General features: G+C 74.9%; 22 protein-coding genes. 14 read left to right on the top strand and 8 right to left on the bottom strand.

What is annotated here, in order from left to right; genetic code table 11:
- Positions 1-2: 2 nt before the first annotated feature.
- Positions 3-764 (bottom strand): response regulator transcription factor, encoded by a 762-nt coding sequence (locus ACGH7X_RS20185; RefSeq protein ID WP_399886792.1) that lies wholly within the window; start codon positions 762-764, stop codon positions 3-5.
- Between the two features lie 122 nt (positions 765-886).
- On the opposite strand from ACGH7X_RS20185, the gene ACGH7X_RS20180 reads away from it, so the two are divergent.
- The 3 genes from ACGH7X_RS20180 to ACGH7X_RS20170 are packed head-to-tail and all read left to right on the top strand — an operon-like array spanning position 887 to position 3,059.
- The gene (locus tag ACGH7X_RS20180) at positions 887-1,600 is read left to right on the top strand and encodes a glycosyltransferase family 2 protein (protein ID WP_399886791.1); all 714 of its coding nucleotides are present in this window, start codon (positions 887-889) and stop codon (positions 1,598-1,600) included.
- Positions 1,597-2,235: a DUF2064 domain-containing protein gene (locus ACGH7X_RS20175; protein ID WP_399886790.1), complete on the top strand. Its 639-nt coding sequence runs from the start codon at positions 1,597-1,599 to the stop codon at positions 2,233-2,235. The genes ACGH7X_RS20180 and ACGH7X_RS20175 overlap by 4 nt, the downstream gene beginning before the upstream one ends.
- Positions 2,232-3,059 (top strand): class I SAM-dependent methyltransferase, encoded by an 828-nt coding sequence (locus tag ACGH7X_RS20170; RefSeq protein WP_399886789.1) that lies wholly within the window; start codon positions 2,232-2,234, stop codon positions 3,057-3,059. The genes ACGH7X_RS20175 and ACGH7X_RS20170 overlap by 4 nt, the downstream gene beginning before the upstream one ends.
- Positions 3,060-3,411: 352 nt before the next feature.
- Here ACGH7X_RS20170 and ACGH7X_RS20165 read toward each other — a convergent pair whose 3' ends face one another.
- Positions 3,412-4,662 (bottom strand): molybdopterin-dependent oxidoreductase, encoded by a 1,251-nt coding sequence (locus ACGH7X_RS20165; protein ID WP_399886788.1) that lies wholly within the window; start codon positions 4,660-4,662, stop codon positions 3,412-3,414.
- A 113-nt stretch (positions 4,663-4,775) separates the two neighbouring features.
- On the opposite strand from ACGH7X_RS20165, the gene ACGH7X_RS20160 reads away from it, so the two are divergent.
- A complete protein-coding gene (locus ACGH7X_RS20160) occupies positions 4,776-6,236 on the top strand; it encodes a hypothetical protein (protein WP_399886787.1) in 1,461 nt (486 codons plus the stop codon).
- A gap of 69 nt (positions 6,237-6,305) precedes the next feature.
- Here ACGH7X_RS20160 and ACGH7X_RS20155 read toward each other — a convergent pair whose 3' ends face one another.
- Positions 6,306-6,509, bottom strand: a complete 204-nt coding sequence (locus ACGH7X_RS20155; RefSeq protein WP_003975194.1) for a cold-shock protein — start codon at positions 6,507-6,509, stop codon at positions 6,306-6,308.
- A 239-nt stretch (positions 6,510-6,748) separates the two neighbouring features.
- Positions 6,749-7,126, bottom strand: coding sequence for a MerR family transcriptional regulator (locus tag ACGH7X_RS20150; protein ID WP_399886786.1), 378 nt, complete (start codon positions 7,124-7,126; stop codon positions 6,749-6,751).
- Positions 7,127-7,343: 217 nt separating this feature from the next.
- Here ACGH7X_RS20150 and ACGH7X_RS20145 point away from each other — a divergent pair, with 217 nt between their 5' ends.
- Positions 7,344-9,161 (top strand): SpoIIE family protein phosphatase, encoded by a 1,818-nt coding sequence (locus tag ACGH7X_RS20145; RefSeq protein ID WP_399886785.1) that lies wholly within the window; start codon positions 7,344-7,346, stop codon positions 9,159-9,161.
- A gap of 16 nt (positions 9,162-9,177) precedes the next feature.
- Here ACGH7X_RS20145 and ACGH7X_RS20140 read toward each other — a convergent pair whose 3' ends face one another.
- Positions 9,178-9,714, bottom strand: a complete 537-nt coding sequence (locus tag ACGH7X_RS20140; protein WP_399886784.1) for a hypothetical protein — start codon at positions 9,712-9,714, stop codon at positions 9,178-9,180.
- Positions 9,715-10,350: 636 nt separating this feature from the next.
- On the opposite strand from ACGH7X_RS20140, the gene ACGH7X_RS20135 reads away from it, so the two are divergent.
- The gene (locus ACGH7X_RS20135; RefSeq protein WP_399886783.1) at positions 10,351-10,773 is read left to right on the top strand and encodes a DUF5994 family protein; all 423 of its coding nucleotides are present in this window, start codon (positions 10,351-10,353) and stop codon (positions 10,771-10,773) included.
- Positions 10,774-10,815: 42 nt separating this feature from the next.
- On the opposite strand, the gene ACGH7X_RS20130 is transcribed toward ACGH7X_RS20135, so the two are convergent.
- Positions 10,816-12,078 (bottom strand): sensor histidine kinase, encoded by a 1,263-nt coding sequence (locus ACGH7X_RS20130; protein ID WP_399886782.1) that lies wholly within the window; start codon positions 12,076-12,078, stop codon positions 10,816-10,818.
- 205 nt (positions 12,079-12,283) lie between these two features.
- On the opposite strand from ACGH7X_RS20130, the gene ACGH7X_RS20125 reads away from it, so the two are divergent.
- The 3 genes from ACGH7X_RS20125 to ACGH7X_RS20115 are packed head-to-tail and all read left to right on the top strand — an operon-like array spanning position 12,284 to position 15,852.
- The gene (locus ACGH7X_RS20125; RefSeq protein ID WP_399886781.1) at positions 12,284-12,544 is read left to right on the top strand and encodes a hypothetical protein; all 261 of its coding nucleotides are present in this window, start codon (positions 12,284-12,286) and stop codon (positions 12,542-12,544) included.
- A complete protein-coding gene (locus ACGH7X_RS20120) occupies positions 12,541-13,293 on the top strand; it encodes an ABC transporter ATP-binding protein (RefSeq protein WP_399886780.1) in 753 nt (250 codons plus the stop codon). The genes ACGH7X_RS20125 and ACGH7X_RS20120 overlap by 4 nt, the downstream gene beginning before the upstream one ends.
- A gap of 3 nt (positions 13,294-13,296) precedes the next feature.
- Positions 13,297-15,852: an FtsX-like permease family protein gene (locus ACGH7X_RS20115; RefSeq protein WP_399886779.1), complete on the top strand. Its 2,556-nt coding sequence runs from the start codon at positions 13,297-13,299 to the stop codon at positions 15,850-15,852.
- Positions 15,853-15,870: 18 nt separating this feature from the next.
- Here ACGH7X_RS20115 and ACGH7X_RS20110 read toward each other — a convergent pair whose 3' ends face one another.
- The gene (locus ACGH7X_RS20110) at positions 15,871-16,488 is read right to left on the bottom strand and encodes a hypothetical protein (protein ID WP_399886778.1); all 618 of its coding nucleotides are present in this window, start codon (positions 16,486-16,488) and stop codon (positions 15,871-15,873) included.
- Positions 16,489-16,600: 112 nt separating this feature from the next.
- Here ACGH7X_RS20110 and ACGH7X_RS20105 point away from each other — a divergent pair, with 112 nt between their 5' ends.
- From ACGH7X_RS20105 to ACGH7X_RS20085, 5 genes are all read left to right on the top strand, one after another.
- Positions 16,601-17,557, top strand: a complete 957-nt coding sequence (locus tag ACGH7X_RS20105; protein WP_399886777.1) for a Scr1 family TA system antitoxin-like transcriptional regulator — start codon at positions 16,601-16,603, stop codon at positions 17,555-17,557.
- The gene (locus tag ACGH7X_RS20100) at positions 17,505-17,618 is read left to right on the top strand and encodes a DUF397 domain-containing protein (protein WP_399897198.1); all 114 of its coding nucleotides are present in this window, start codon (positions 17,505-17,507) and stop codon (positions 17,616-17,618) included. The genes ACGH7X_RS20105 and ACGH7X_RS20100 overlap by 53 nt, the downstream gene beginning before the upstream one ends.
- A gap of 10 nt (positions 17,619-17,628) precedes the next feature.
- Positions 17,629-17,820 carry a DUF397 domain-containing protein gene (locus ACGH7X_RS20095; RefSeq protein WP_399886776.1) on the top strand — a complete coding sequence of 64 codons (192 nt, stop codon included), beginning with the start codon at positions 17,629-17,631 and terminating at the stop codon, positions 17,818-17,820.
- Between the two features lie 262 nt (positions 17,821-18,082).
- Positions 18,083-18,946 (top strand): helix-turn-helix domain-containing protein, encoded by an 864-nt coding sequence (locus ACGH7X_RS20090; protein WP_399886775.1) that lies wholly within the window; start codon positions 18,083-18,085, stop codon positions 18,944-18,946.
- 75 nt (positions 18,947-19,021) lie between these two features.
- Positions 19,022-19,465 carry a hypothetical protein gene (locus ACGH7X_RS20085; RefSeq protein ID WP_399886774.1) on the top strand — a complete coding sequence of 148 codons (444 nt, stop codon included), beginning with the start codon at positions 19,022-19,024 and terminating at the stop codon, positions 19,463-19,465.
- Positions 19,466-19,608: 143 nt separating this feature from the next.
- Here the strand turns inward: ACGH7X_RS20085 and ACGH7X_RS20080 are convergent, their stop codons facing one another.
- Positions 19,609-21,003, bottom strand: a complete 1,395-nt coding sequence (locus ACGH7X_RS20080; RefSeq protein ID WP_399886773.1) for an MFS transporter — start codon at positions 21,001-21,003, stop codon at positions 19,609-19,611.
- Positions 21,004-21,043: the final 40 nt, after the last annotated feature.

The following is a 21,043-nucleotide window of genomic DNA, read 5'->3' as shown; positions in this document are numbered from 1 at the left end:
GGTCAGTCCGCCTCCCGGCCGGCCGGGTCGAAGCGGTAGCCCACGCCCCACACGGTCTGGATCAGCCGGGGCCGAGCCGGATCGTCCTCGACCTTGCCGCGCAGCCGCCGCACATGGACGGTGACGGTGGACAGGTCGCCGAAGTCCCAGCCCCACACCTCGCGCATCAGCTCCTCCCGGGCGAACGCCCGCCCCGGGTACCGCAGGAAGAAGGCGAGGAGGTCGAACTCGCGCAGGGTCAGGGCCAGTTCGCCGCCGTCCTTGGTGGCCCGGCGGGCGGCGGGGTCGATGGTCAGCCCGGCCGCGGACGGCGGGCCCGGCCGGTCGGCGGGCCGGGTGCGGCGCAGGACCGACTCCACCCGCAGCACCAGCTCCCGCGGGCTGAACGGCTTGGTCACGTAGTCGTCCGCGCCGACCTCCAGGCCGAGGACGCGGTCGTCCTCGTCGCCCCGGGCGGTCAGCATGATGACCGGCACGGGCCCGGCGCCGCGCAGCCGCCGGCACACCTCGAGGCCGTCCATGCCGGGCAGCATCAGGTCCAGCACCACCAGGTCCGGCCGGTGCGCGGCGGCCCGGGCGAGCGCGGCCGGACCGTCGTCGGCCCGGTCGACGAGGTGGCCGGCCCGGTCCAGGTATCCGGCCACGACCTCCGCGACGGTGGGGTCGTCGTCGACGACGAGGATCCGGGCGGGGGCGGCCGCGGGCTCCTCCGGTGGCCCGACCGGGGACGCGTTCGCGGAAGCGGACTCGAAGGGCTGCTGCATGCGCCCAGCCTCGCACCGCGCCCGCGCCCGCGTCCCTCCCGGGCGCCGACGGGGCCGCGACGTCCGTGTTTCGTAAGGAGTGGGAGTCCGATTCGCCCGGTTCCGGTTCGTAGGGTGAGGCCGTGACCACCTCGCCCGCTCCGGACGTCGGCGTCGACGTCGTACTGCCCTGCCTGAACGAGGCCGGGGCCCTCCCCTGGGTCCTGGCCCGCATCCCGGCCGGCTGGCGTGCGCTCGTCGTCGACAACGGCTCCACCGACGGCTCGGCGGACCTCGCCCGCTCGCTCGGCGCCACGGTCGTGACCGAGCCGCGCCGCGGTTTCGGCGCCGCCTGCCACGCCGGGCTGAGCGCCGCGACCGCCGACGTCGTCTGCTTCTGCGACTGCGACGCCTCCCTCGACCCGGCCCTGCTGACGCCCTTCGTACAGGAGATCCGGGCCGGCACGGCCGACCTGGTGCTCGGCCGCAGACGACCGCGGTCCAGGGGCGCGTGGCCCGCGCACGCCCGCGCGGGCAACGTCGCCCTCGCCCGGATGCTGCGCCGGCGCACCGGCCTGCGGCTGCACGACCTCGGCCCGCTGCGTGCCGCCCGCCGCGAACGGCTGCTCGCCCTCGGCCTCACCGACCGGCGCAGCGGCTACCCGCTCCAGATGGTGGTGCGGGCCGCCGACGCGGGCTGGCGGGTCACCGAGCACGACGTGCCCTACCTGCCCCGCACCGGCGCCTCGAAGGTGACCGGGACCTGGCGCGGCACCTGGCACGCGGTACGGGACATGCGCCGCGTCCTGGCCGAGGCACCGGCGACTCACCCGGTCCGCGAAGGGAGCGCGAAGTGACCGCCACGACCACCCTTCTCGTCATCGCCAAGGAGCCGCGCCCCGGCCGGGTCAAGACCCGGCTCACCCCGCCCTTCACCCCCGCCGAGGCGGCCGCGCTGGCCGAGGCGGCCCTTGCCGACACCCTGACGGCGGTGGCCGCGACGCCCGCGCGGCGCCGGGTCCTGGTCCTCGACGGCGCCCCCGGCCCCTGGCTGCCGCCCGGCTTCGAGGTCGTCCCGCAGTGTGCGGGCGGTCTCGACGCACGGCTCGCGGACGCCTTCGCGGGCTGCGCGGGCCCGGCCCTGCTGATCGGCATGGACACCCCGCAGGTGACGCCGCGCCTGCTCGACGTGGACTTCTCCGACTGCGACGCGTACTTCGGTCCGGCCGAGGACGGCGGCTTCTGGGCCCTGGGCCTGGCCCGCCCCGAACCCGCCCTGCTGCGGGGCGTGCCCATGTCGACGCCGGTGACGGGGGCCGTGCAGCGCGAGCGGCTCCTGCTGGCGGGGCTTCGGGTACGCGATCTGCCGCGCCTGCGCGACGTCGACACGGCCGCGGACGCCCACGCCGTCGCCGCCCTGGCCCCGCACGGCCGCTTCGCCGCCCGGCTGGGCGCGTGCGCCCCGGTCGCGGACCACCGGGCGCACCGGTGAACGGCGCCGCGCGCAGCCCGGGAAGCGCGCGCCCGGACACCGTACGGGCGTCCCCTCCCCTCGTCGCCCGGGCCTGGGAGGCCTCCGACCCCTACGCCGACGCCCTGCGGTCGGGGCACGGGCCGCTGTTCCTGCGCCGTACCGACGGATGGCTGCTGCCGCTGGACGTGGAGCGCTGGTGCGCGCGGGCCGACGCGGTCGACCGGGAGGTCCTCGACCGGTGCGAGGGCGCCGTGCTCGACGTGGGCTGCGGACCGGGCCGGCTGGTGGTCGAACTCGCCGCCCGGGGCCGGGCCGTCCTCGGCATCGACGTCAGCGAGGCCGCCGTGACCCGCACCGTACGGCTCGGCGGGCAGTCGCTGCGGCGCTCGGTCTTCGAGCCGCTGCCCGGCGAGGGACGCTGGGACACCGTGCTCCTCATGGACGGCAACGTCGGCATCGGCGGCGACCCCCGTGCCCTGCTCGCCCGCGTCGCCGCCCTGCTCGCACCCGGCGGTCTGCTGATCGCCGAGACGGCCCCGGTCGACGTCGACGAGCGCGCCCACGTACAGGTCGTCGACGTCACCGACGCCCACGCGTCCGGCAGCCCCTTCCCGTGGGCGCGGATCGGCACCCGCGCCCTGCTCCGCCACGCGGGTGCCGCCGGCTGGCGGACCGCCCGTCAGTGGACGTCGGGGGAGCGCCGCTTCGTCGCCCTGCGCAGCGGCGGCGGCCGCAGCTGCCGCAGCGCGAGCAGCAGCGCCGAGCCGCCGAACAGCGCGGCCGTGATCAGCAGCCAGCGGGCGAGGAACCCGTCCGCCGACAGCGCGGCCACCGACCGGTAACGCGCGTCCACCCGGCCGCTGATCAGCGGGAACCAGACCAGCAGGAGCAGCCCCGAGAAGGCGGCCGGGATCCGCACGTACGGCGCCCACGCACGGTGGCGCACCGCCCCGAGTCCGCGTACGAGCGCCCGGTCGGCCACCGCGTACAGCGGCAGCAGCACCAGGTCGTGCAGCAGCGCCGCCCCCACGAACCACAGCGCCACCCCCAGCCAGTCACCGGCGAGCAGCCGCACCCCCGCATAGCCCGCGAGCGCGAACGAGCACGCGAGCAGGAGCAGTTGGAAGGGACTGCCGATCACGGGCCGCGCTGGCCGCATTGACCGCATTGACCGCCGCAGCCTGTGCACGAGGTTCATCCCAGGTCTCCGAACGTCATCCGGGCCACCCACTTGGTGTTCAGCACGCCCGGCGCGGCGGGCACGATGATCCGGGCCGGGTAGCCGTGATCCGGGCTCAGCGCCGCACCGTTGACGGACAGGGCGAGCAGGGAGCGCGGGTCGGCCACCTGATTGGCGCGCAGGGCCCCGCGCCGGAAGGCGCCGCGCCGCTGGAGGGACTCGACGAGCACGTCCGGCGGGTCGCCGTCGAAGCCCACCAACGCGGCGAGGTCCCGCAGCCGCACCCCCCGCCAATGCTGGTCGGAGGTCGACCAGCCCTCGACGCAGGCGATGGGCGACGCGGCACTGTGCAGCGGCAGTCGCAGCAGGTCGGCGCGGGCGAGGCGGACCGTCGTGGTGCGTCCCACGACGACCAGCCGCCACGCCTCCTCGCTCGTCTCGGCCGCGTCGACGCCGGCGTACGCGGCCGTCTTGTTGACCTGGAAGCCGTTCGGACCGCTCCCCGGTTCGGCCCCGCCGTGCGGCGCGAGCAGAGCCGTCGCCCGCAGTGGTCCGTCGAAGGAGCGCCCGGCACCGGTGGCGAACAGCAGCAGCGACCCCCCGCCCACCGTCCACAGCGCCCCGCGCCGCGACACGGTCGGAGCGTCGGGCCGCGGCGTGACCAGGCCGTCCCGCTCCTCCCCGGCCCCGGCGCGCATCCGCCGTACGTTGCGCATCGCGGCCGGCACCTTCAGCGCGGCGTGCGCGACGAACGCGGCGAAGAAGACCCACGCGCCGTAGAAGTGCAGCGGGTAGAAGGAGCCGGGGAAGAGGTACTCCAGCTGGATGTTGAGCACACCGGTGACGAACTCGAACAGCGCGCCGCCGACCAGCAGGAGCAGCGAGACACGCTCCAGCGCGTGGGCGAGCGAACGCGCCGGTGGCAGCGCGAACAGCTTCGGCACCACCGACCACAGCTTGGCCAGCAGCACCGGGATCAGGGTGAGGCCGAGGGTGACGTGGACGCCCTGGGTGAGGCGGTACAGCCAGGAGGGGCCGGTCGGCCAGGCGAAGAGGTAGAAGCCGAGGAGCCCCTTGTCCGGGGTCTTGTCGTTGACCGGGGACAGGTCCGGGTTGTAGGCGGCGTACGACAGCAGACCGGTCAGGAACAGCACGGTGATGCCGACGAGCAGGACGAGGCCGAGCACCGAGGTGAACCAGGGGCCGCGCAGGGGGCTGCGCCAGAAACCCGGCGAGGACGGAAGCCGTGGGGCGAGGTCGCGCATGTCCCGACCGTAGGCCGCGACCGGCCCGGGAAAGCGGTCGCGACCCATGACGAAACGCTGACGTCGGCCGCGCGCACCGCCCCGAGCGCGATCTCCCGGCCTACGGTGCCGGGGTGACCAGCCCCCGCCCCGACCGACCTGTCCGCCCTGCCCGCGCCGCCCGCCCTGCCCGCTCCTCCGGTCCCGCCCTCGGTGACCTGTGCGCCGCCGCGGCCGCCGTGCTCCTCGTGGCGGCCGCCGTCCTGGTCGGCCGCACGGTGTTCGACTACGAGGACCTGATCGTCGGCTGGCCACCGCTCCTCGGCCGCTGGGACCCGCACCTGGGCCCCGGCACCCCGGCCGCCGTCCTGGTGGCGGTCGCGGCCGTGGCGTACGGCCCGGCCGTCGCCGCCCGCCTGCCGTGGCGCGCGCTGCTCTGCGCGGCCTGGGGTACGGCGATGGCCTGGATCTGGTCGCTGGCCCTCGTCGACGGCTGGCACCGGGGCGTCGCCGGGCGGCTCACCACCCGTCAGGAGTACCTCTCGGTCATCGGCCGCTGGCACGACATCCCGGCGACCCTGCGCGACTTCACCGGGCACATCCTGCTCCACTCCCCCGACAACTGGCCCGCCCACGTCGCCGGTCACCCTCCGGCGGCCACGCTCACCTACGTGCTGCTCGACCGCGTCGGGCTCGGCGGCGGGGGCTGGGCCGGGGCCTGGACCATCACGGTGGGCGCGACGGCGTGCGTGGCGGTCCTGGTGGCGGTGCGGGCACTGGCCGGCGAGCGGCTCGCCCGGCGGGCGGCGCCCTTCCTGGTCCTGGCCCCGGCGGCGGTGTGGCTGGGCACGTCGGCCGACGCGTACTTCGCGGCGGTCGCCGCGTGGGCGGTGGCGCTGCTGGCCCTGGCGGTCACCGGGCGCTCGCTGTGGTGGGCGGCCGGTTCGGGCCTGCTGTTCGGCCTGGCCTGCTATCTCTCCTACGGGCTCACGCTCTTCGCGGTGATCGCCGCGGCGGTGCTGCTGCTGGGCAGGCGCCGGGTCCGGGAGCGTCCCGTGCTGCTCGTGCCGCTGCTGGCCGGTTTCGCGGTCGTGCCGGTGGCGTTCACCGTGGCCGGGTTCGACTGGTGGGAGGCTTACCACCTGCTGGTCACCCGGTACTACGAGGGCGCGGGCGGCGTCCGCCCGTACGGCTACTGGGTGTGGGCGAACCTCGCCTGCACGGTGCTCATCACGGGCCTGGCGACGGCGGCGGGGCTGCGGCGGACGATCGGGCGGCTGTGGGCGCGGGGGCGCGGCGGCCCGGCGGCCACCGGGGACAGCGGGGACAGCGGGGACAGCGGGGACAGCGGGGACAGCGGGGGTGTCGAGGACACCGGGGGCATCCGGCTCGCGTTCCTCGTTGCCGCCGCGCTGTTCGCCCTGCTGGCCGCCGACCTGTCCGGCATGAGCAAGGCGGAGACGGAGCGCATCTGGCTGCCCTTCGCCCTGTGGCTCCTGCCGGCCTGCGCGTTCCTCGGCCGCCCGCGCGGGTGGCTGACGGCGCAGGCGGCACTGGCCCTGCTCCTCAACCACCTGCTGGCGACCGGCTGGTGACTGACTGGCGACACACGCAGAGGGCCCGCACCTTGCGGTGCGGGCCCTCAATACGTTCGTTCGCGCGAGTTACGCGGGAACGATGTTCTCCGCCTGCGGGCCCTTCTGGCCCTGCGTGACGTCGAAGTTCACCCGCTGGCCTTCCTGGAGCTCGCGGAAGCCCTGGGTGGCGATGTTCGAGTAGTGGGCGAAGACGTCGGCGCCGCCGCCGTCCTGCGCGATGAAACCGAAGCCCTTTTCGGCGTTGAACCACTTCACGGTACCGGAAGCCATGTCTTTTACTCCTAGGCAGTGCTGGAGACCCGCACCGTGCGGGTCTTCCCATCGCTGCGATGATCACCTGCCCGGAAAACCGGTAACACAAATGGCAACCACAACTGCAACTGATGTCCAGCCTAGCATGAAATGAATCGACGGCCAGGGAACGAAATCGCCGACAAAAGGGCGTCGATTTCCCTGTAGGACATTTTTCCCGGCGTTCGGCGAATATCTGTTTCGCCGAGATCAGGTTTTCACTCGCCGCGCCGGTCTCCGTTCACGCCGGGCACCCGCCCGGCCTCGCGGCGGAGTTCCTCGTTCATGCGCAGCGCCGCGTCCAGGTCGTCCTCGAGGACGACGATGCGGCAGGCGGCCTCGATGGGAGTGCCCTGGTCGACCAGCTCGCGGGCGCGGGCGGCGCGGCGCAGTTGCTGGCGCGAGTACCGGCGGTGCCCGCCTTCCGAACGCGTCGGGCTGATCAGTCCGGCCTCACCGAGGGAACGGAGGAATCCCGGTGTGGCACCGATCAGCTCGGCGGCCCTGCCCATGGTGTACGCCGGGTACTGGTCGTCGTCGAGCCGGTCGGCGGCCTGCGGCCGACCTTCGGCGCTCAGCCTGCTCTCCGGGGGCATGCATACCTTCCTGCGGACCGCTGGGGACACGGACCGCCGCAGGGAATCCGGTTCCCCCGCACCTGAACTCTAGTCGCGCCCCTCGGATAGTTGCCGCGGCGAACACATATCCGGGGGTTTCCGGGGCCGTGCCGGGGCAGCCGTCGTGTGTCGGCGATGCGGCCGGCCCGGGGCCCCGGGACGATCGGAGCACTGGTGCCTTGACTGGAGGGGCGACGTGGCGAACGGTGCGCGGGACGCGGGACGGCGGTGGGCCGCGGAAGGGGACTTCTGGCGGCGGGTCGCCGAGCAGCTGGGCACCGCCCTGCTCGTGATCGACACGGACGGACGGATCGTCGCGGTCAACCGGGCCGCCGAGCGGCTGCTGGACCGGCCCGCGTCCAAGATGTGCGGGGCGGACGCCCACGACCTGCTCCACCGCAGCCCGGACGGTGACAGGATCCCCCGGGATCGGTGCCTGCTGCTCCAGGCCCTGGACCAGGGGACCGAGGCGCGCGGCGACGGCGACTGCTATCTGCGCGGCGACGGCGGCCTGACCCCGGTGTCCTGGTCCGCCTCCCCGCTGGCGGACGGCGGGGTGCCCAGGGGGGTCGCCCTGCTGTTCACCGACAGCGCCACCGACACCGACACGGCCGCCGACCGCGGCGCCCGCCGGGAGCGGGCCGCCTACACCAGCGCCCTGGAGGACCTCAACGAGCGGCTGACGCTCGTCGCGGAGATCACGGACGTACTGGGGCAGACGCTGGAGACCGACGAGGCGCTGGCCCGGCTGGGCCGCCTCCTGGTGCCCCGGCTGGCGGACTGGGCGGCGGTGGACCTCCTGACCGGCTCCGGGCAGGAGGTCCACCGGGTGGCGGTGACCGGACCGGCCGGCCGGGACGCGACGCGGGAGGGCTGGCGCGGCCCGCTGCCGACGACCGGAGCCGCGGCCCTGTCGCAGCCGGCGCGAGTCCTGAACGGGGGCGAGCCGGTGCTGCGGGGGTGGGAGGAGACCGCCGAGGAAACGGCCGGGGAGAGCGCCGGGGAGACCGCCGGGAAGACCGCCGAGAAGACCGCCGAGAAGACCGCCGGGAAGACGGCCGGGGAAACCGACTCCCCGCTGGCCGCCGTCCACCACGACTTCCTGCGGACCGTCGGCGCGACCTCCGCCCTCACCGTGCCGCTGGGCGCGCAGCGGCAGGTCACCGGTGCCCTGACCCTGGTGCGCACCAACCCGGCGCACCCCTTCGACTCCGGTGACCTGGACGTGGTGGGCGACATCGGCCGCCGGGTCGGGCTGCTCATCGACAACGCGCGCCGGTTCGGCCGCCAGCGCGCCGTCGCCGAGGCCATGCAGCGCAACCTGCTCACCCCGCTGCCCCGGCCCGGCAGCATGCGCCTGGCCGCCCGCTACCAGCCCGCCCCGGCCGGTTCCCAGGTCGGCGGTGACTGGTACGACGCGTTCGAACTGAGGGACGGCGCGCTCGCGCTGGTCATCGGCGACGTGGTCGGCCACGACCTGACGGCCGCCGCGGGCATGGCCCAGTTGCGCGGCGTCCTGCGCTCACTGGCCTGGGACCGCGCGGAGCCGCCCGGCGCCGTCGTCGACCGCCTCGACGACGCCATGCCGGTCATCACGACCGTCTCGATGGCCACCCTCGTCCTCGCCCGGGTCGAGGGCCCGGACACCGGCCCCTGGACCCTGCGGTGGGCCAGCGCCGGGCACCCGCCGCCGCTGCTGCTGACCCCGGGCTCCGGCGCGCGGTACCTGGAGGCCGGGCAGGGCCTCCTCCTCGGCGCCCGCCTGGGAGCGGGCGGTCACCGGCCGGACGCCACGGTGGCGCTGCCGCCGGGATCCACGCTCCTGCTGTACACGGACGGCCTGGTCGAGGTGCCGGGCAGCGACCTGGACACCGGCCTCGGGCGGCTGCGCCGCAACGCCCTCGCCTACGCCCACGAGCCGCTGGACACCCTGTGCGACCGGCTGCTGGCCCGGATGCCGCCGGGCAGCACCGACGACATCGCCCTCCTCGCCCTGCGGATGCCGGCACCGTGAAAGGGGTGCGGCCGGTTCAGGGCCCGAGGACCAGGACGCCGTACGGGCCGAGGAGGGACGCCTGGAGGGTCTCGCCCTCGGCGTAGCGCCAGCCCCAGGAGCGCAGCGCCTGCACGGTCGCACCGTCGGCCCGCTCCACCAGGGTGACGCCGAGGACCGCGTCGTGCTCGGTGAGCAGCCGCCTTTGCAGGCGCCGGGCGAGGTTCCAGGCACGGTCCTGGTTCTGTTTGCGGACGCGGGCCGGGACGATGATCCCGGAGACCAGGAAGAGCCCCCCGGCCGCGGCGACGGACCGCACGCTGCCCGGCAGGTACGCCTCCAGACCCCGCGCGCCCCCGGCGGCGGCGCCGGGCACCGGATAGCCGTAGGCGCAGCCGGTCAGCGTGGTGGTCTCCGCGATCAGCAGCGAGAACCCCGGACGCCTCACGTCGGCGGCCAGTTGCCGCAGGAAGGCGCCGCGGGCCACGTTCCACGCCCAGGGGCCGCCGCCGGAGGTCTGCGCGTACAGGTCGCCCAAGTCCCCGAACCGGTCCTCGATCTGGCGGCGGGTCAAGGGCCGCACCCGTTCCCCGGCCAGCGGCGAGGAGCCGCGCTCCGGCCTCGGCCGCCCCGGACCGGGCCAGTGGGTTCCGGCTCCGCTCTGTCGCACGTGACGCTCTGAGGTGGTCGGCCGCACCGGCACGTTCACGGTCATGAGGCGAGTCCTGCCCCGGGCTCGGGCGGATCCGGCCCGGTGTCGTCATGCGCCGGGAGCGGCACCGGTGTCGGGGCCGGTGCGCGGCTTGCCCCCGGTCCCTCCACGGTACTCCGGGCCCCGTCCGGGCCGCCCGTCCCCGCCGTCGGCGGGGTACTCTCAGAAGACCGAGGGCATGGCGCATGCCGGTGACCGGACCGGCCTCGTTCCCGGGGCACCACGACACCGAGCGCCTCGACGCCCGGGACAGGTTCCGCATCATGACCGCCCCCGCCCCTTCTTCCGGCTCTCCCGGCTCTTCCGGTTCTTCCGGTTCTTCCGGCTCCCGCACCCGCCCGGCCTGACCGGGCCGCCCGCCGCGGCCCCGACGTACCCGCACCCCGGCCGGGCGCCCCGCGTACGCCTGTCACCCCGCACACCGCGCCCGGGCGCCGACCCGTAACCGCACCGCGTGGCGCCCCGCGCGTCGCGCCGCCACCGAAGGGAACGACGACCGTGATCACCACTCCCGAACTCCCCGCCCCGTCCGCCCGGTCCGCCCGCTCCACCGCCCCGGCCCCGCGGCTGCGCCTCGCGACCCCGGGGCTCCTGCCGCGCCGCCTCGACGGGGCCTGGTGGCCGCGTTCCTACGATCTTCTGACCGAGCTTCCCCAACTGCTCGCCGCGCTGCCCCGCGCTTGGGGGCACATCGCCGGTGTCACGGTGCACGGAGGGGCCTGGGCCGCGTCGCCGGGCCGGATGTTCGTCTGCAACCAGGTCGTACGGCTGCGCAAGAGCGTCGCCGGGCACGCCCCGGACACCGTGGTCCTGCTCGCCCCCGGCCACGGACGCTGGGACCTGCTGGTGGTGCCGCCGGACACCGGCGAGGCCGCCGCCGAACCCCTCATGGCCGCGGTGGCGGGCAGCCGGGCTGCATGAACGGCAGGGCAGGCCCCAGCCCGCTCCGAGGCCCCCGCTGCATCAGGCCGTCGGCCGCCCTCCGCACGGGAGGTCCACCTCGAGGGCGGTCGGGCCGCCGGGTGGGCTGGTCAGGTGGAGGGTGCCGTCGAGGGCCGCGACGCGGCGGCGGATGCCGGTCAGGCCGGAACCGCCGTCCTCGTCGGCGCCGCCCCGGCCGTCGTCCTCGATCACCAGGCGCAGCCGGCCCCCGCGGGCCCGGGCCGTGACCGACGCCCGCTCGGCACCGCTGTGCTTCGCGATGTTCGTCAGCGCCTCGGCCACCACGAAGTACGCCGTCGCCTCGACCGACGCCGCGCACCGCTCCGGCACGTCCGCCTCGACCCGGCACGGCACCCCGCAGTCCGCCGCCAGCCCCGACAGCGCCCCCGCGAGCCCGCGGTCGGCCAGCACCGGCGGCAGGATGCCCCGCGCCACCGACCGCAGTTCCGCCAACGCCTGCTCCGCCGCCGACTGAGCCCGCTCCAGCAACGCGTCCGCACCGGCGGGATCCCGTGCCGCCATCCGCCGCGCCGCGCCCAGCAGCACCGTCACCGACACCAGCCGGTTCTGCGCACCGTCGTGCAGGGACCGCTCGATGCGGCGCAGCTCGGTCGCGTGCGCGTCCAGGGCCGCCGCGCGCGTCGCGGTCAGTTCCGCCACCCGCAGCGACAGGTCCGTGTCCGGACCCGCCGCGAGCAACCGCCGTGCGGGGTCGGCCTGGAGCCGCGCCATGCCCGGCCCGAGCCCCAGGACGATCGCGATCCAGCCCACGCCCAGCAGGGCCGCCGCGATCGCGTCCAGCCAGGTGTGCGCGGTGCCGACGCCCACGGAGGTGGTCGTCGACTCCTCGGGCCCCAGCCGCCACCACAGGGGGAACGTGGTGTCGCGGAAGGCGAAGAGCGGCAGCAGCAGGCCGAGCAGGCCCAGGAGCAACCCCAGGGTGGCGTGCCGGACCAGCCAGCTCAGTTCACGCCGGGTCGTGGGGTCGGCCAGCGCGAGCCGCAGCCGGGTGGGCGGCGGATCGGGCGGGATGATCTCGGGGCCCCGGCGGGACAGGCGTGCGCGTTCCCGGTGGGCCAGCGCGTGCAGGGCGTGCAGCGCGACGGGGGCGAGCAGCAGCCCCACGCCGAGCGGCGCGGTCACCGCGGCCACGGCCAGCAGCACCAGCACGCCCAGCCCCGGGACGGCCGTACCGAGCCCGCCGACGAGCTGCCCGGTCGCCGCGCCGGCCGAGCGCAGGGTCCGTACGGCGGTCTCCCGCACGGACGTGGTCGCAGCAGTCACCCGCGCGCCTCCTTCCGGGCCGTCCGCCCTCTCGGGAGTGCCCGACCCTATGCCGCCGCGCGCCCCGGCGACGGGTCCGGAGCCGAAAGGTACAGCCTGCTGTACCTCGGGCCGGGCGCCCACGGGATCGTCCGGAGGGGGCCCCGGTCCATAGCGTCGAGAGCGTCGAAGGCGACCGAGAGCGAAACCCACGGAGGACGCAGCCATGACGCATCAGGACCCCTACCGCCTGGGCACACCCCGCACCGACCCCGACCCCGGCGACGGCGACGGCGACGGCCCGGACGCCGTCTCCCGCGGGGACGTGCTGCGCACGCTGCTGTGGGCCGTCGTCGTGCTCAGCGTGGTCGCCAACATGGTCGCCTCCTTCGCCGGTGCCTCCGTCCTGGTGCACCTGGCCTGCGGCGTGGTCACCGCGCTCGCCGCCGGCACGCTCGTCCTGCGCGGTCTGCGGGGACGTCGATGAGCACCGCCCTCACGACGGCCACCGCGCGCCGGGCGCCCGCCATCGCGCTGGCGAACGTCACCAGGACGTACCCGGGGAACGTGCGGGCCCTCGACGACGTGTCGCTCACCGTGGAGCACGGCACGTTCCTCGCCGTGATGGGGCCCTCGGGCTCCGGCAAGAGCACGCTGATGCACTGCGCGGCCGGCCTCGACTCCCCCACGTCGGGCAGCGTCCGCATCGACGGGCAGGAGATCTCGGGGATGAACGAGACCCGCCGCACCGAACTGCGCCGCGAACGCGTCGGCTTCGTGTTCCAGGCGTACAACCTGATCCCCTCGCTCAGCGTCGAGGACAACATCACGCTGCCGCTGCGGCTGGCCGGCCGGCGCCCGGACCGGGACTGGCTGCGCACGCTGACCGAGCGGGTGGGGCTGGCCGACCGGCTGTCGCACCGCCCGGCCGAGCTGTCCGGCGGCCAGCAGCAACGGGCCGCCGTCGTACGGGCGCTGGCGGCGAAGCCCGCCGTCGTCTTCGCCGACGAGCCGACCGGCGCGCTGGACCTGCGCAGCGCCCACCAGGTCCTGGACCTGCTGCGCGCGCTCGTCGACGACCTGCGTCAGACGGTGGTCATGGTCACCCACGACCCGGCCGCGGCGGCCCGCGCGCACCACGCGCTGGTGATGGCCGACGGCCGGGTGGTCGAGGCCCTCGACCGGCCGAGCGCGCCACAACTCGCCGACCGCCTCGTGGCGTTGGGGGAGCGGTAGACCATGCTGCATCTCGCCTGGCGCATGGCCGCCCACCGGATCTCCGCACTGCTCGCCGTGGCCTGCGCGGTCCTGGGCGGCGCGGCGCTGATCACCACCACCGGCGTACTGGCCGAGTCCGGGCTCCGCTCCCAGCTGCCGCCCGGACGGCTCGGCGGCGCGGACGTCGTGGTCGCCGCAGACCAGGAGTTCCACCCGAGCGGCGACCTGCCGATCGCGCTGCCCGAGCGGGCCGCCGTACCGGGCCGGCTCGTCGACCGGCTGGCCGCCCTGCCCGGCGTCACCACGGCGGTCGGCGACATCGGCTTCCCGGCCGCGCTGATCGACGGAGACGGAGACGGAAACGGAAACGGCCAGGTCGTACCCGCCACCCAGGACCCCACGACGGCGGGCCACGGCTGGTCCTCCACGCGGCTGCTGGCCCACCCGCGCGTCGAGGGCCGGGCGCCCACGGGCGCGGGCGAGGTCGCCGTGGACGCGGCGACGGGCCTCGCGGTCGGCGAACGGGTCCGGGTCGTGGCGGCCGGCCGCCCCGCCGCCGCCTACCGGGTCTCCGCGGTGATCGAGGCCCCGGACGCGGCCGGCGTCTACTTCGCCGACGGGACGGCCGCCGCCCTGGCCGGACGCGACGCCGGCGGCGGGGGCCCGCGCGCCGGGACCGTCGACCTGGTCGGTCTCCGGGTCGACGAGGGCGCCGGGGAGCGGGTCGCCTCGGCGGTCCGCGAGGAGGTGGCCGGCACGGGCCTCCAGGTCGTCACCGGCGCGGACCGGGGCGAGGCGGTGTCGCCCGGCGTCGGTTCGGCGCGCTCGCTGCTGGTCCTGCTCGCCGGTTCGCTCGCCGGGATCGTGCTGCTGATCACCGGGTTCGTGGTCGCGGGCGCGCTGGGCGTGGCGATCGCCGGACAGCGCCGCGACCTGGCGCTGATGCGGGCCGTCGGGGCGACCCCGAAGCAGATCCGCCGGCTGGCCGCCGCGCAGTCCACGGTCGTCGCGGCGGTGGCCCTGGTGCCGGGCGTGGCCGTCGGCTACCTGCTCGCGGGCCGCTTCCGGGAGCTGCTGGCCGACCGCGGCGTACTCCCCGAGGAACTCCCCCTCACCATCAGCCCGTTGCCCGCGCTCGCCACGCTGCTCCTGGTGGCGGCGGCCGTACAGCTCTCGGCGCGGTGCGCGGCCTGGCGCACCTCCCGCATGCCGGCCACCGAGGCGGTCGCCGAGTCGCGCAGCGAACCGCGCACCCCGTCCCGGGTCCGGACGCGGGCGGGACTGCTGCTGATCCTCGGCGCCTGCGCACTGGCGGCGGCACCGCTGCTGTCCAGGACCGTCATCGGGGCCTCGGCCACGTCCATCGCGGGCATCGTCGCCGCGATCGGCCTGGCCCTGTCGGGACCGGCGCTGGTCAAGGGCGCGGGCGAGGCGGCCGTACGGCGGCTGCGGCCCGGGGTCGCGGCCCCGACCTGGCTGGCGCTGTCCAACACGCGCGCCTACGCCCTGCGCCTGTCGGGCGTGGTCAGCCCGCTGGCCATGGCGGTCGTGTTCGTCCTGACGTACACCTTCGCGCAGACCACGGTGCTGGCCGCCACCTCGGACGACACCCGCACCGGCACCCCCGCCCAGTACGAGGTGTCCGCGCCGGGCCTCGGCGGACTGCCCGCGGACACCCTGACGGCCGTACGGCAGGTGCCCGGCGTACGGTCGGCGGCGCCCGCCGGGACGACCACGGTGGTGTGGGAGTACGAGCAGTTCGGCGAACCCGCGGCCGAGTCCGCCTCGGCGATGATCCTCGCCCCGGACGCCCGTGACGTCGTGGACCTGGGCGTCACGGACGGCGGCCTGGACCGCCTGACCGGCGCGACCGTCGCCGTCAGCGCCGAAGCCGCCCGCACGCGCGACGCGGGCCTCGGCAAGCGGGTACGCCTCGTGCTCGGCGACGGGGCACGGGTCGACGCCCGGGTCGTCGCCGTGTACGACCGCGGGCTGGGCTTCGGCCCCGTCGTCCTCTCCCGCCAACTGGCCGCCGGGCACACCACGACCGGCCTCGACCAACGCGTCCTGGTCCGCACCGACGGCACGTCCGAGGCAGGGCGGGCCCTGGCCGCGCTGGCCGCCGACCGCACCGGCCTGACGGTCGCGAGCACGACCCCGGACGACACCGGAGCGGACGCGCCGCCCGAGGTGTGGATCAACCTGGCCACCATCGTCGTCCTGCTCGGCTACCTGCTCCTGAGCATCGCCAACAAGCTGGTCGCCGCCACCGCCCAGCGCCGGGCCGAGATAGCCGCCCTGCGCCTGGTCGGTACGACGCCGCGGCAGATCCGCGCGATGATGCGCCGCGAGGCCGCGGTGATCGCCGCCGCCGCCCTCGTCTCCGGCCTGCTCCTGTCCGCCGTCCCGCTCGCCCTGTTGGGCCAGGGCTTCCTCGGCCACCCCTGGCCGGCGGGCCCCGCCTGGCTGCTCCCGGCGGTGGCCGCGACGGTGGTGCTGACGTCGTACCTCACGATCGAGCTGCCCACCCGGCACGCCCTGCGGACGCCTCCGGCGGAGGCGCTGCGGGCAGCTTGAGCAGCACATCCGCCCGGCTCAGGAACGTAGCTCCACGCGTTCCAGCACGGCGTAGTCGGCGAAACAGCGGCGGTAGCGGGTGTGCCCGGTGTCCCGGGTGTGCCCGCGCTGCCACTCCTCGACGTCCCCCGGGGCGACGCAGGGTCCCGACGTCGCACCGCAGTCGGCGTCGTCCCCGGACACACAGTGCGCCTGGTACTCGGGCAGCGCCGTCGGGTCCTGGACGATCGCGAACGGTACGAACCGGAAGAGCCGGCGGGCACGGTGCTCCCGCCGCCGGTGCCGGTCCAGCAGCACGTCGGCGTCGGTCTCCGCGCTGCCGTCACCGGCGGCCCGTGCGTGGGCGCGGCGCTCGGCCAGCCCGGCGCAGGTGGCGCAGCCGGCGACCGGCTCGGGCGGCGGCCCCACGTCGACCAGCGGCGATGCCGTCAACACCCCGTCACGCGACCGGTCGTTGGCCGCGCGCACACCCGCGCTCAGCTTCTCCTCGGCCGTCGCCGCCCGGATCAGCGCGGGGTCGGCCTGCCACTCCCGGCCACCGCCGACGGGTCGCAGCATCGCGCAGGGCCCCGCCACACCCCGGTACTCACCGACCCTGCGGGTGCGCGGGTCGTAGACGAGCGTTCCCGGTTCCATCGTGCAACCTCCGTGACTCTGGGTGTATTGAGAGTTGCGCAGGGGAATCGTCGGTATCAACGCTTGACGCGTGACACACGTCCACTGTCACGCAGGGGGGAGGCGGGGGACCGTGGGGCGACGCAACGCCGGTGGCTCGGGCGCGAGTACGGCCGCCGTGTTCGGCGAGGTACTGCGGCACTTCCGGGAGGCCGCGGGGCTCACGCAGGAGGGTCTTGCGGCCCGTATCCCCTGCGACCGGTCGCACATCGCCCGGGTGGAGGCGGGGACGCGGGTGCCGCAGGACACGTTCGCGAAGACGTGCGACGAGCTACTGGGCACGGGTGGGGTGTTGGCGCGGTTGTGGGGGCGCATCGACTGGTATCCGGAGGTGGAGCACCCGGACTGGTTCCAGCGCCGGGCCGACATGGACGCGGAGGCGGTGGCGCTGCGGGAGTATCAGGAACGGGTGATGCCGGGGCTGTTGCAGACGGAGGAGTATGCGCGGGCGTTGTTCTCGCGCGTCGCGAGCGGACCCAAGTTGGAGGAACGCGTGCGAGCGCGACTGAGTCGGCAGCAGCGCTTCCTGGTCGGCAGCGGCCCTTCCTACATCGTTGTCCTTGACGAGAGCTGCTTGCGCAACGTCGTAGGGAGTCCGGAGGTCATGCAGGAGCAGTGCGCGCACTTGTTGGACCTCGGGCGGCGCCCCAACATCCGTGTTCAAGTCGCACCGGCGAGCTTCCCGGAACTGCTCCGCCCCAACGTCTCCATGTCGCTGATCGAGCTGCCCAGCAGGGAGCGATGGGTGTACTCGGAGTCAGCGGACCGTGGCCATTTCAACCGGGATCCGGCCGCTTACGCGCGTCATAGCCACACCTATGATGTGCTCAGGGCGGATGTTCTGTCAGCCCGCCAGACTTTCGCCCTCATCGGCGACACGATGGAAGGGTACGGGCAGCATGGACAGGCACGAACTCAGCGCGTCGACTTGGGTCAAGAGCAGCTACAGCGGCGAGAACGGCGGCAACTGCGTGGAAATCGCCCCCGGTTTCCCCGACGTCGTCCCGGTCCGGGACAGCAAGCGCCCTGACGGCCCCACCCTGGTCGTCACCCGTTCCGCCTGGGCGTCCTTCACGTCAGCCCTGCGCTGATCGGCGCGGCATGGGCATCTGCGACCTGAGCGCGGCGACCTGGATCAAGAGCAGCCACAGCGGCGACAACGGCGGCAACTGCGTGGAAATCGCCCCCGGTTTCCCCGACGTCGTCCCGGTCCGGGACAGCAAGCGCCCTGACGGCCCCGCCCTGTTCGTCGGCCACGCGGCGTGGTCCGCGTTCGCCGCCGCCCTGCGCTGACACCGGAACCCGGGTTCTCGCGTTCCGGAGTCGCGGGCGACCCCCTCCAAGGACGACTTGGGGAAAACACCCCTTCCAAACCCCACCCCACCCGCCCACGGCGTCGAGTCACCCGCCTGGGTGAACATCACCGGTCGGGCTGGATTTCGGTACCCCCAACTCCCTTACGCTCAGCGCAACAACCGCTGACATATGTCAGCCCCCGTCGGGGACTAGCGATCCTCGCGGGGGCCTGACCACCAAGGAAGAAGAGAGCTTCCGGATGGCTGCCCCAAACCCTAGCGTGCCCGCACGCACCGAGTCCGCCGCTGACGACAATCGACCCCGTTCGGGGGTCATCCACGACAACGTCCGCCACACCGCCAACTTCACGGTGGTCGGCAACCACCTCGCCCAGCACCCGGAGCTGTCCCTGCTGGCGATCGGCCTGGGCCTGTACGTCCAGTCGGTGCGCGGCGGCACCTCCGTGGACATCAAGAGCCTGGCCGCCCGCTTCAAGGAGGGCACGGTCCGTATCAGCGCGGCCCTGCGAGAGCTGGAGGCCCACGGCTACCTGCGCCGCGAACGCAAACGGGCCCCCGACGGCCGTATCGTCACGCGCACCGTCTCCTGCAACGACCCCCGGGCCCGGCGTCGGAGGTCGGACACCGAATGCCCCGCCACGGGACCGCAGCGGACGCCCCACCCCCGCCGTACGGCGGGACGCAAGGCGCTCCCCGCCGTACCGCAGCCCGGCTGCAAGGTCCCCGGGCTTCTCCAGGCCGCCGTCGACCTCCTCGCCGACCTGCGCCGACACGACTCCCGGCTGCTGCTGTCCGCCACCGACACGGCCCACCTGGCGCCCGGCGTCGCGGCCTGGCTGGAGCGGGACGTCCTCCCCAGCCGCGTACGCCATGCCCTGACCGCCAATCTCCCGGACGAGCCTCTGCACCGCCCGGCCGCTCTCCTGGCCCACCGTCTGGCCGACAAGCTGCCGCCCCCGGCCCCGTTCCGCGCCATGGCCACGGTGACGGCCCCACCGGCTCCCGTCCGGCACCCCGTACGCAACTGCGACGGCTGCGACCGGGGCTTCCGCGCCCCCGAGACCGAAACCCACTGCCGCGACTGCCGAGAAACGGAAGCGTGATCACCCCGGCTTTCACGTCCTGCGGGAGCGCCGGCGCAGCCGGGACGGATACGAGCCCGACGAGGACGCGGACGAATGAGCGCGAGCACGGCCTGGTCGGACGAGTCCTTCCAGGAGCACGACGACGCCGGGTTCTACATCATCGCCGCGGCGGTCATCGAGGACGACGCCCGCGACCAGGCCCGCAAGCGGATGCTTCGCCTGCAGGCGAGGCACGCCTCGACGAAGGTGCACTGGACCAAGGCCGACGCCGCCCAGCGCGGCGAGTTGGCGCGGACGGTGGCCGCCCTCGACGGGCTGCACGTCGTCGCCGTCGGCGCCCCGGTGAGACCGCGCCGACAGGAGCGGGCCCGCGCGCACTGCCTGAACCTGCTGGTCTGCGAGCTGCACGGGTTCGAGGTGGAACACCTGTTCATGGAGGCCCGCGACCAGGTCCTCAACGCCCGCGACGTCGCCACCGTCCAGCAGGCCCGGTACGCGCTGCCCAAGGACGCCGTCTTCCGCCTGGAGGTGCGCTGAACGGGCCCCAGACATGCGCCAGGCCAGGCTCCCGGTAATGCCCCAGGTGACCTGGCCCCACGTCTTCCAGGGGCCCACGACCCCTGACGTCCCTACCAGCCTGCCGCGACCGGCCGCGCCACCGTAAGCGCAGCGCGCCCGGCTCACCCCGCCTGTCGCGGCAGGCGTCGGAGCAGTAGGCCGGTGATCACCGCCAGGGCCACCAGGAGCCACGAGCAGCCGATCAGCGCCTCCGTGAAGTCGGTCACCGGCGTGGACGCCGCCGCGTCCTGCGGGTCGGTGCCGAGCAGGGCGACGAAGAGCGTGCCGAAGACGGCGACGCCCAGGGAGATGGCCGCCTGGTTGACGGTGAGCAGGACGGCGGATCCCGCGCCGGCGTCCTGCTCGGGGACGGTGGCGAGGATGCTGCCGACCAGGGGGGCCGCGACGATCCCCCCGCCCGCGCCGGCGACGAGCAGGGCCGGGGCCATGGCGAGTGCCGCGAGGGGCGCGGTCGGCGCGGGGCCGGGCAGCAGGGTGACGATGAGGAGGAGGTAGCCGGCCGCCATGGCCGCGGCGCCTGCGACGAGCACGTTCCTGCCGTGTCGGGCGACCAGTTTCCGGCCCGCCATCGATGCGGCGGCGAACCCGACGCCGAGCGGCAGGAAGGCCGTGCCCGATCCGAGCGGCGACAGGTGCATGCCCTCTTGGAACACGTACGCGAGGAGCAGGAACAGTCCGTAGTTGCCGCTGTAGAAGGCGACGACGACGGCCAGGCCCAGGCTGAACCCGCGCTTGCGCAGGAGGGAGGGTTGCAGGAGAGGTGAGCCGCCGGACCGGGCGCATCTCTGCTCCACGCGCCACAGCGCGGCCAGCGCCAGCACCGAGCCGGCGAACGACGGCCAGATCCAGAGCGGCCAGCCGCCCGCCTGGCCCCGGATGAGCGGGTAGACGAGCAGCGTCATGGCGATGGCGGTCAGCAACAGGCCGGGAATGTCGAGTCGGTGGCGCGGTCCGGGCCGCGACGCCGGAAGGAGGACGGCGGCGCAGGCCGCGGCGGCCAGGCCGACCGGCACATTGACCAGGAACACCGAACGCCAGCCCAGGCCGAGGATGTCGAGGTCGATCAGCAGCCCGCCGAGGAGTTGCCCGGCGATCGCTCCGAGTCCCATGGTCGCTCCGTACCGGGCCAGGGCCCGGGGGCGTTCCTCCGGCGGGAAGACGGTCTGGATCAGGGCGAGGACCTGGGGGAGCATCAGGGCCGCGGTCAGCCCCTGGCCGATGCGCAGGACCACGAGTGCCTCGACGTTGGGTGCGACCGCGCACGCCGTCGACATCGCCGCGAAGGCCAGCAGGCCGGTGATGAAGACACGCTTGTGCCCGTAGGCGCCGCCCAGGCGTCCTCCGGTGGTCAGGGCGACGGCGTAGGCCAGCACGTAGCCGCTGATCACCAGCTGGATGTCGGAGAACCCCGCCCGCAGATCGCGCTGGATGGAGGGGGCGGCCACATTGACGATCAGCACGTCGAGGATGCCCATGAACGTGGCGGCGAGCAGCACGGCTGTCGCACCTCGCCGTGGCAGGTGCCGCACGTGCCCG

The sequence above is a fragment of the Streptomyces sp. BBFR51 genome, from assembly GCF_044591655.1.
Classification (GTDB): Bacteria; Actinomycetota; Actinomycetes; order Streptomycetales; family Streptomycetaceae; genus Streptomyces.
Note: the sequence above shows the minus strand (reverse complement) of the source record. Positions and strands in the feature narration are given on the sequence as shown.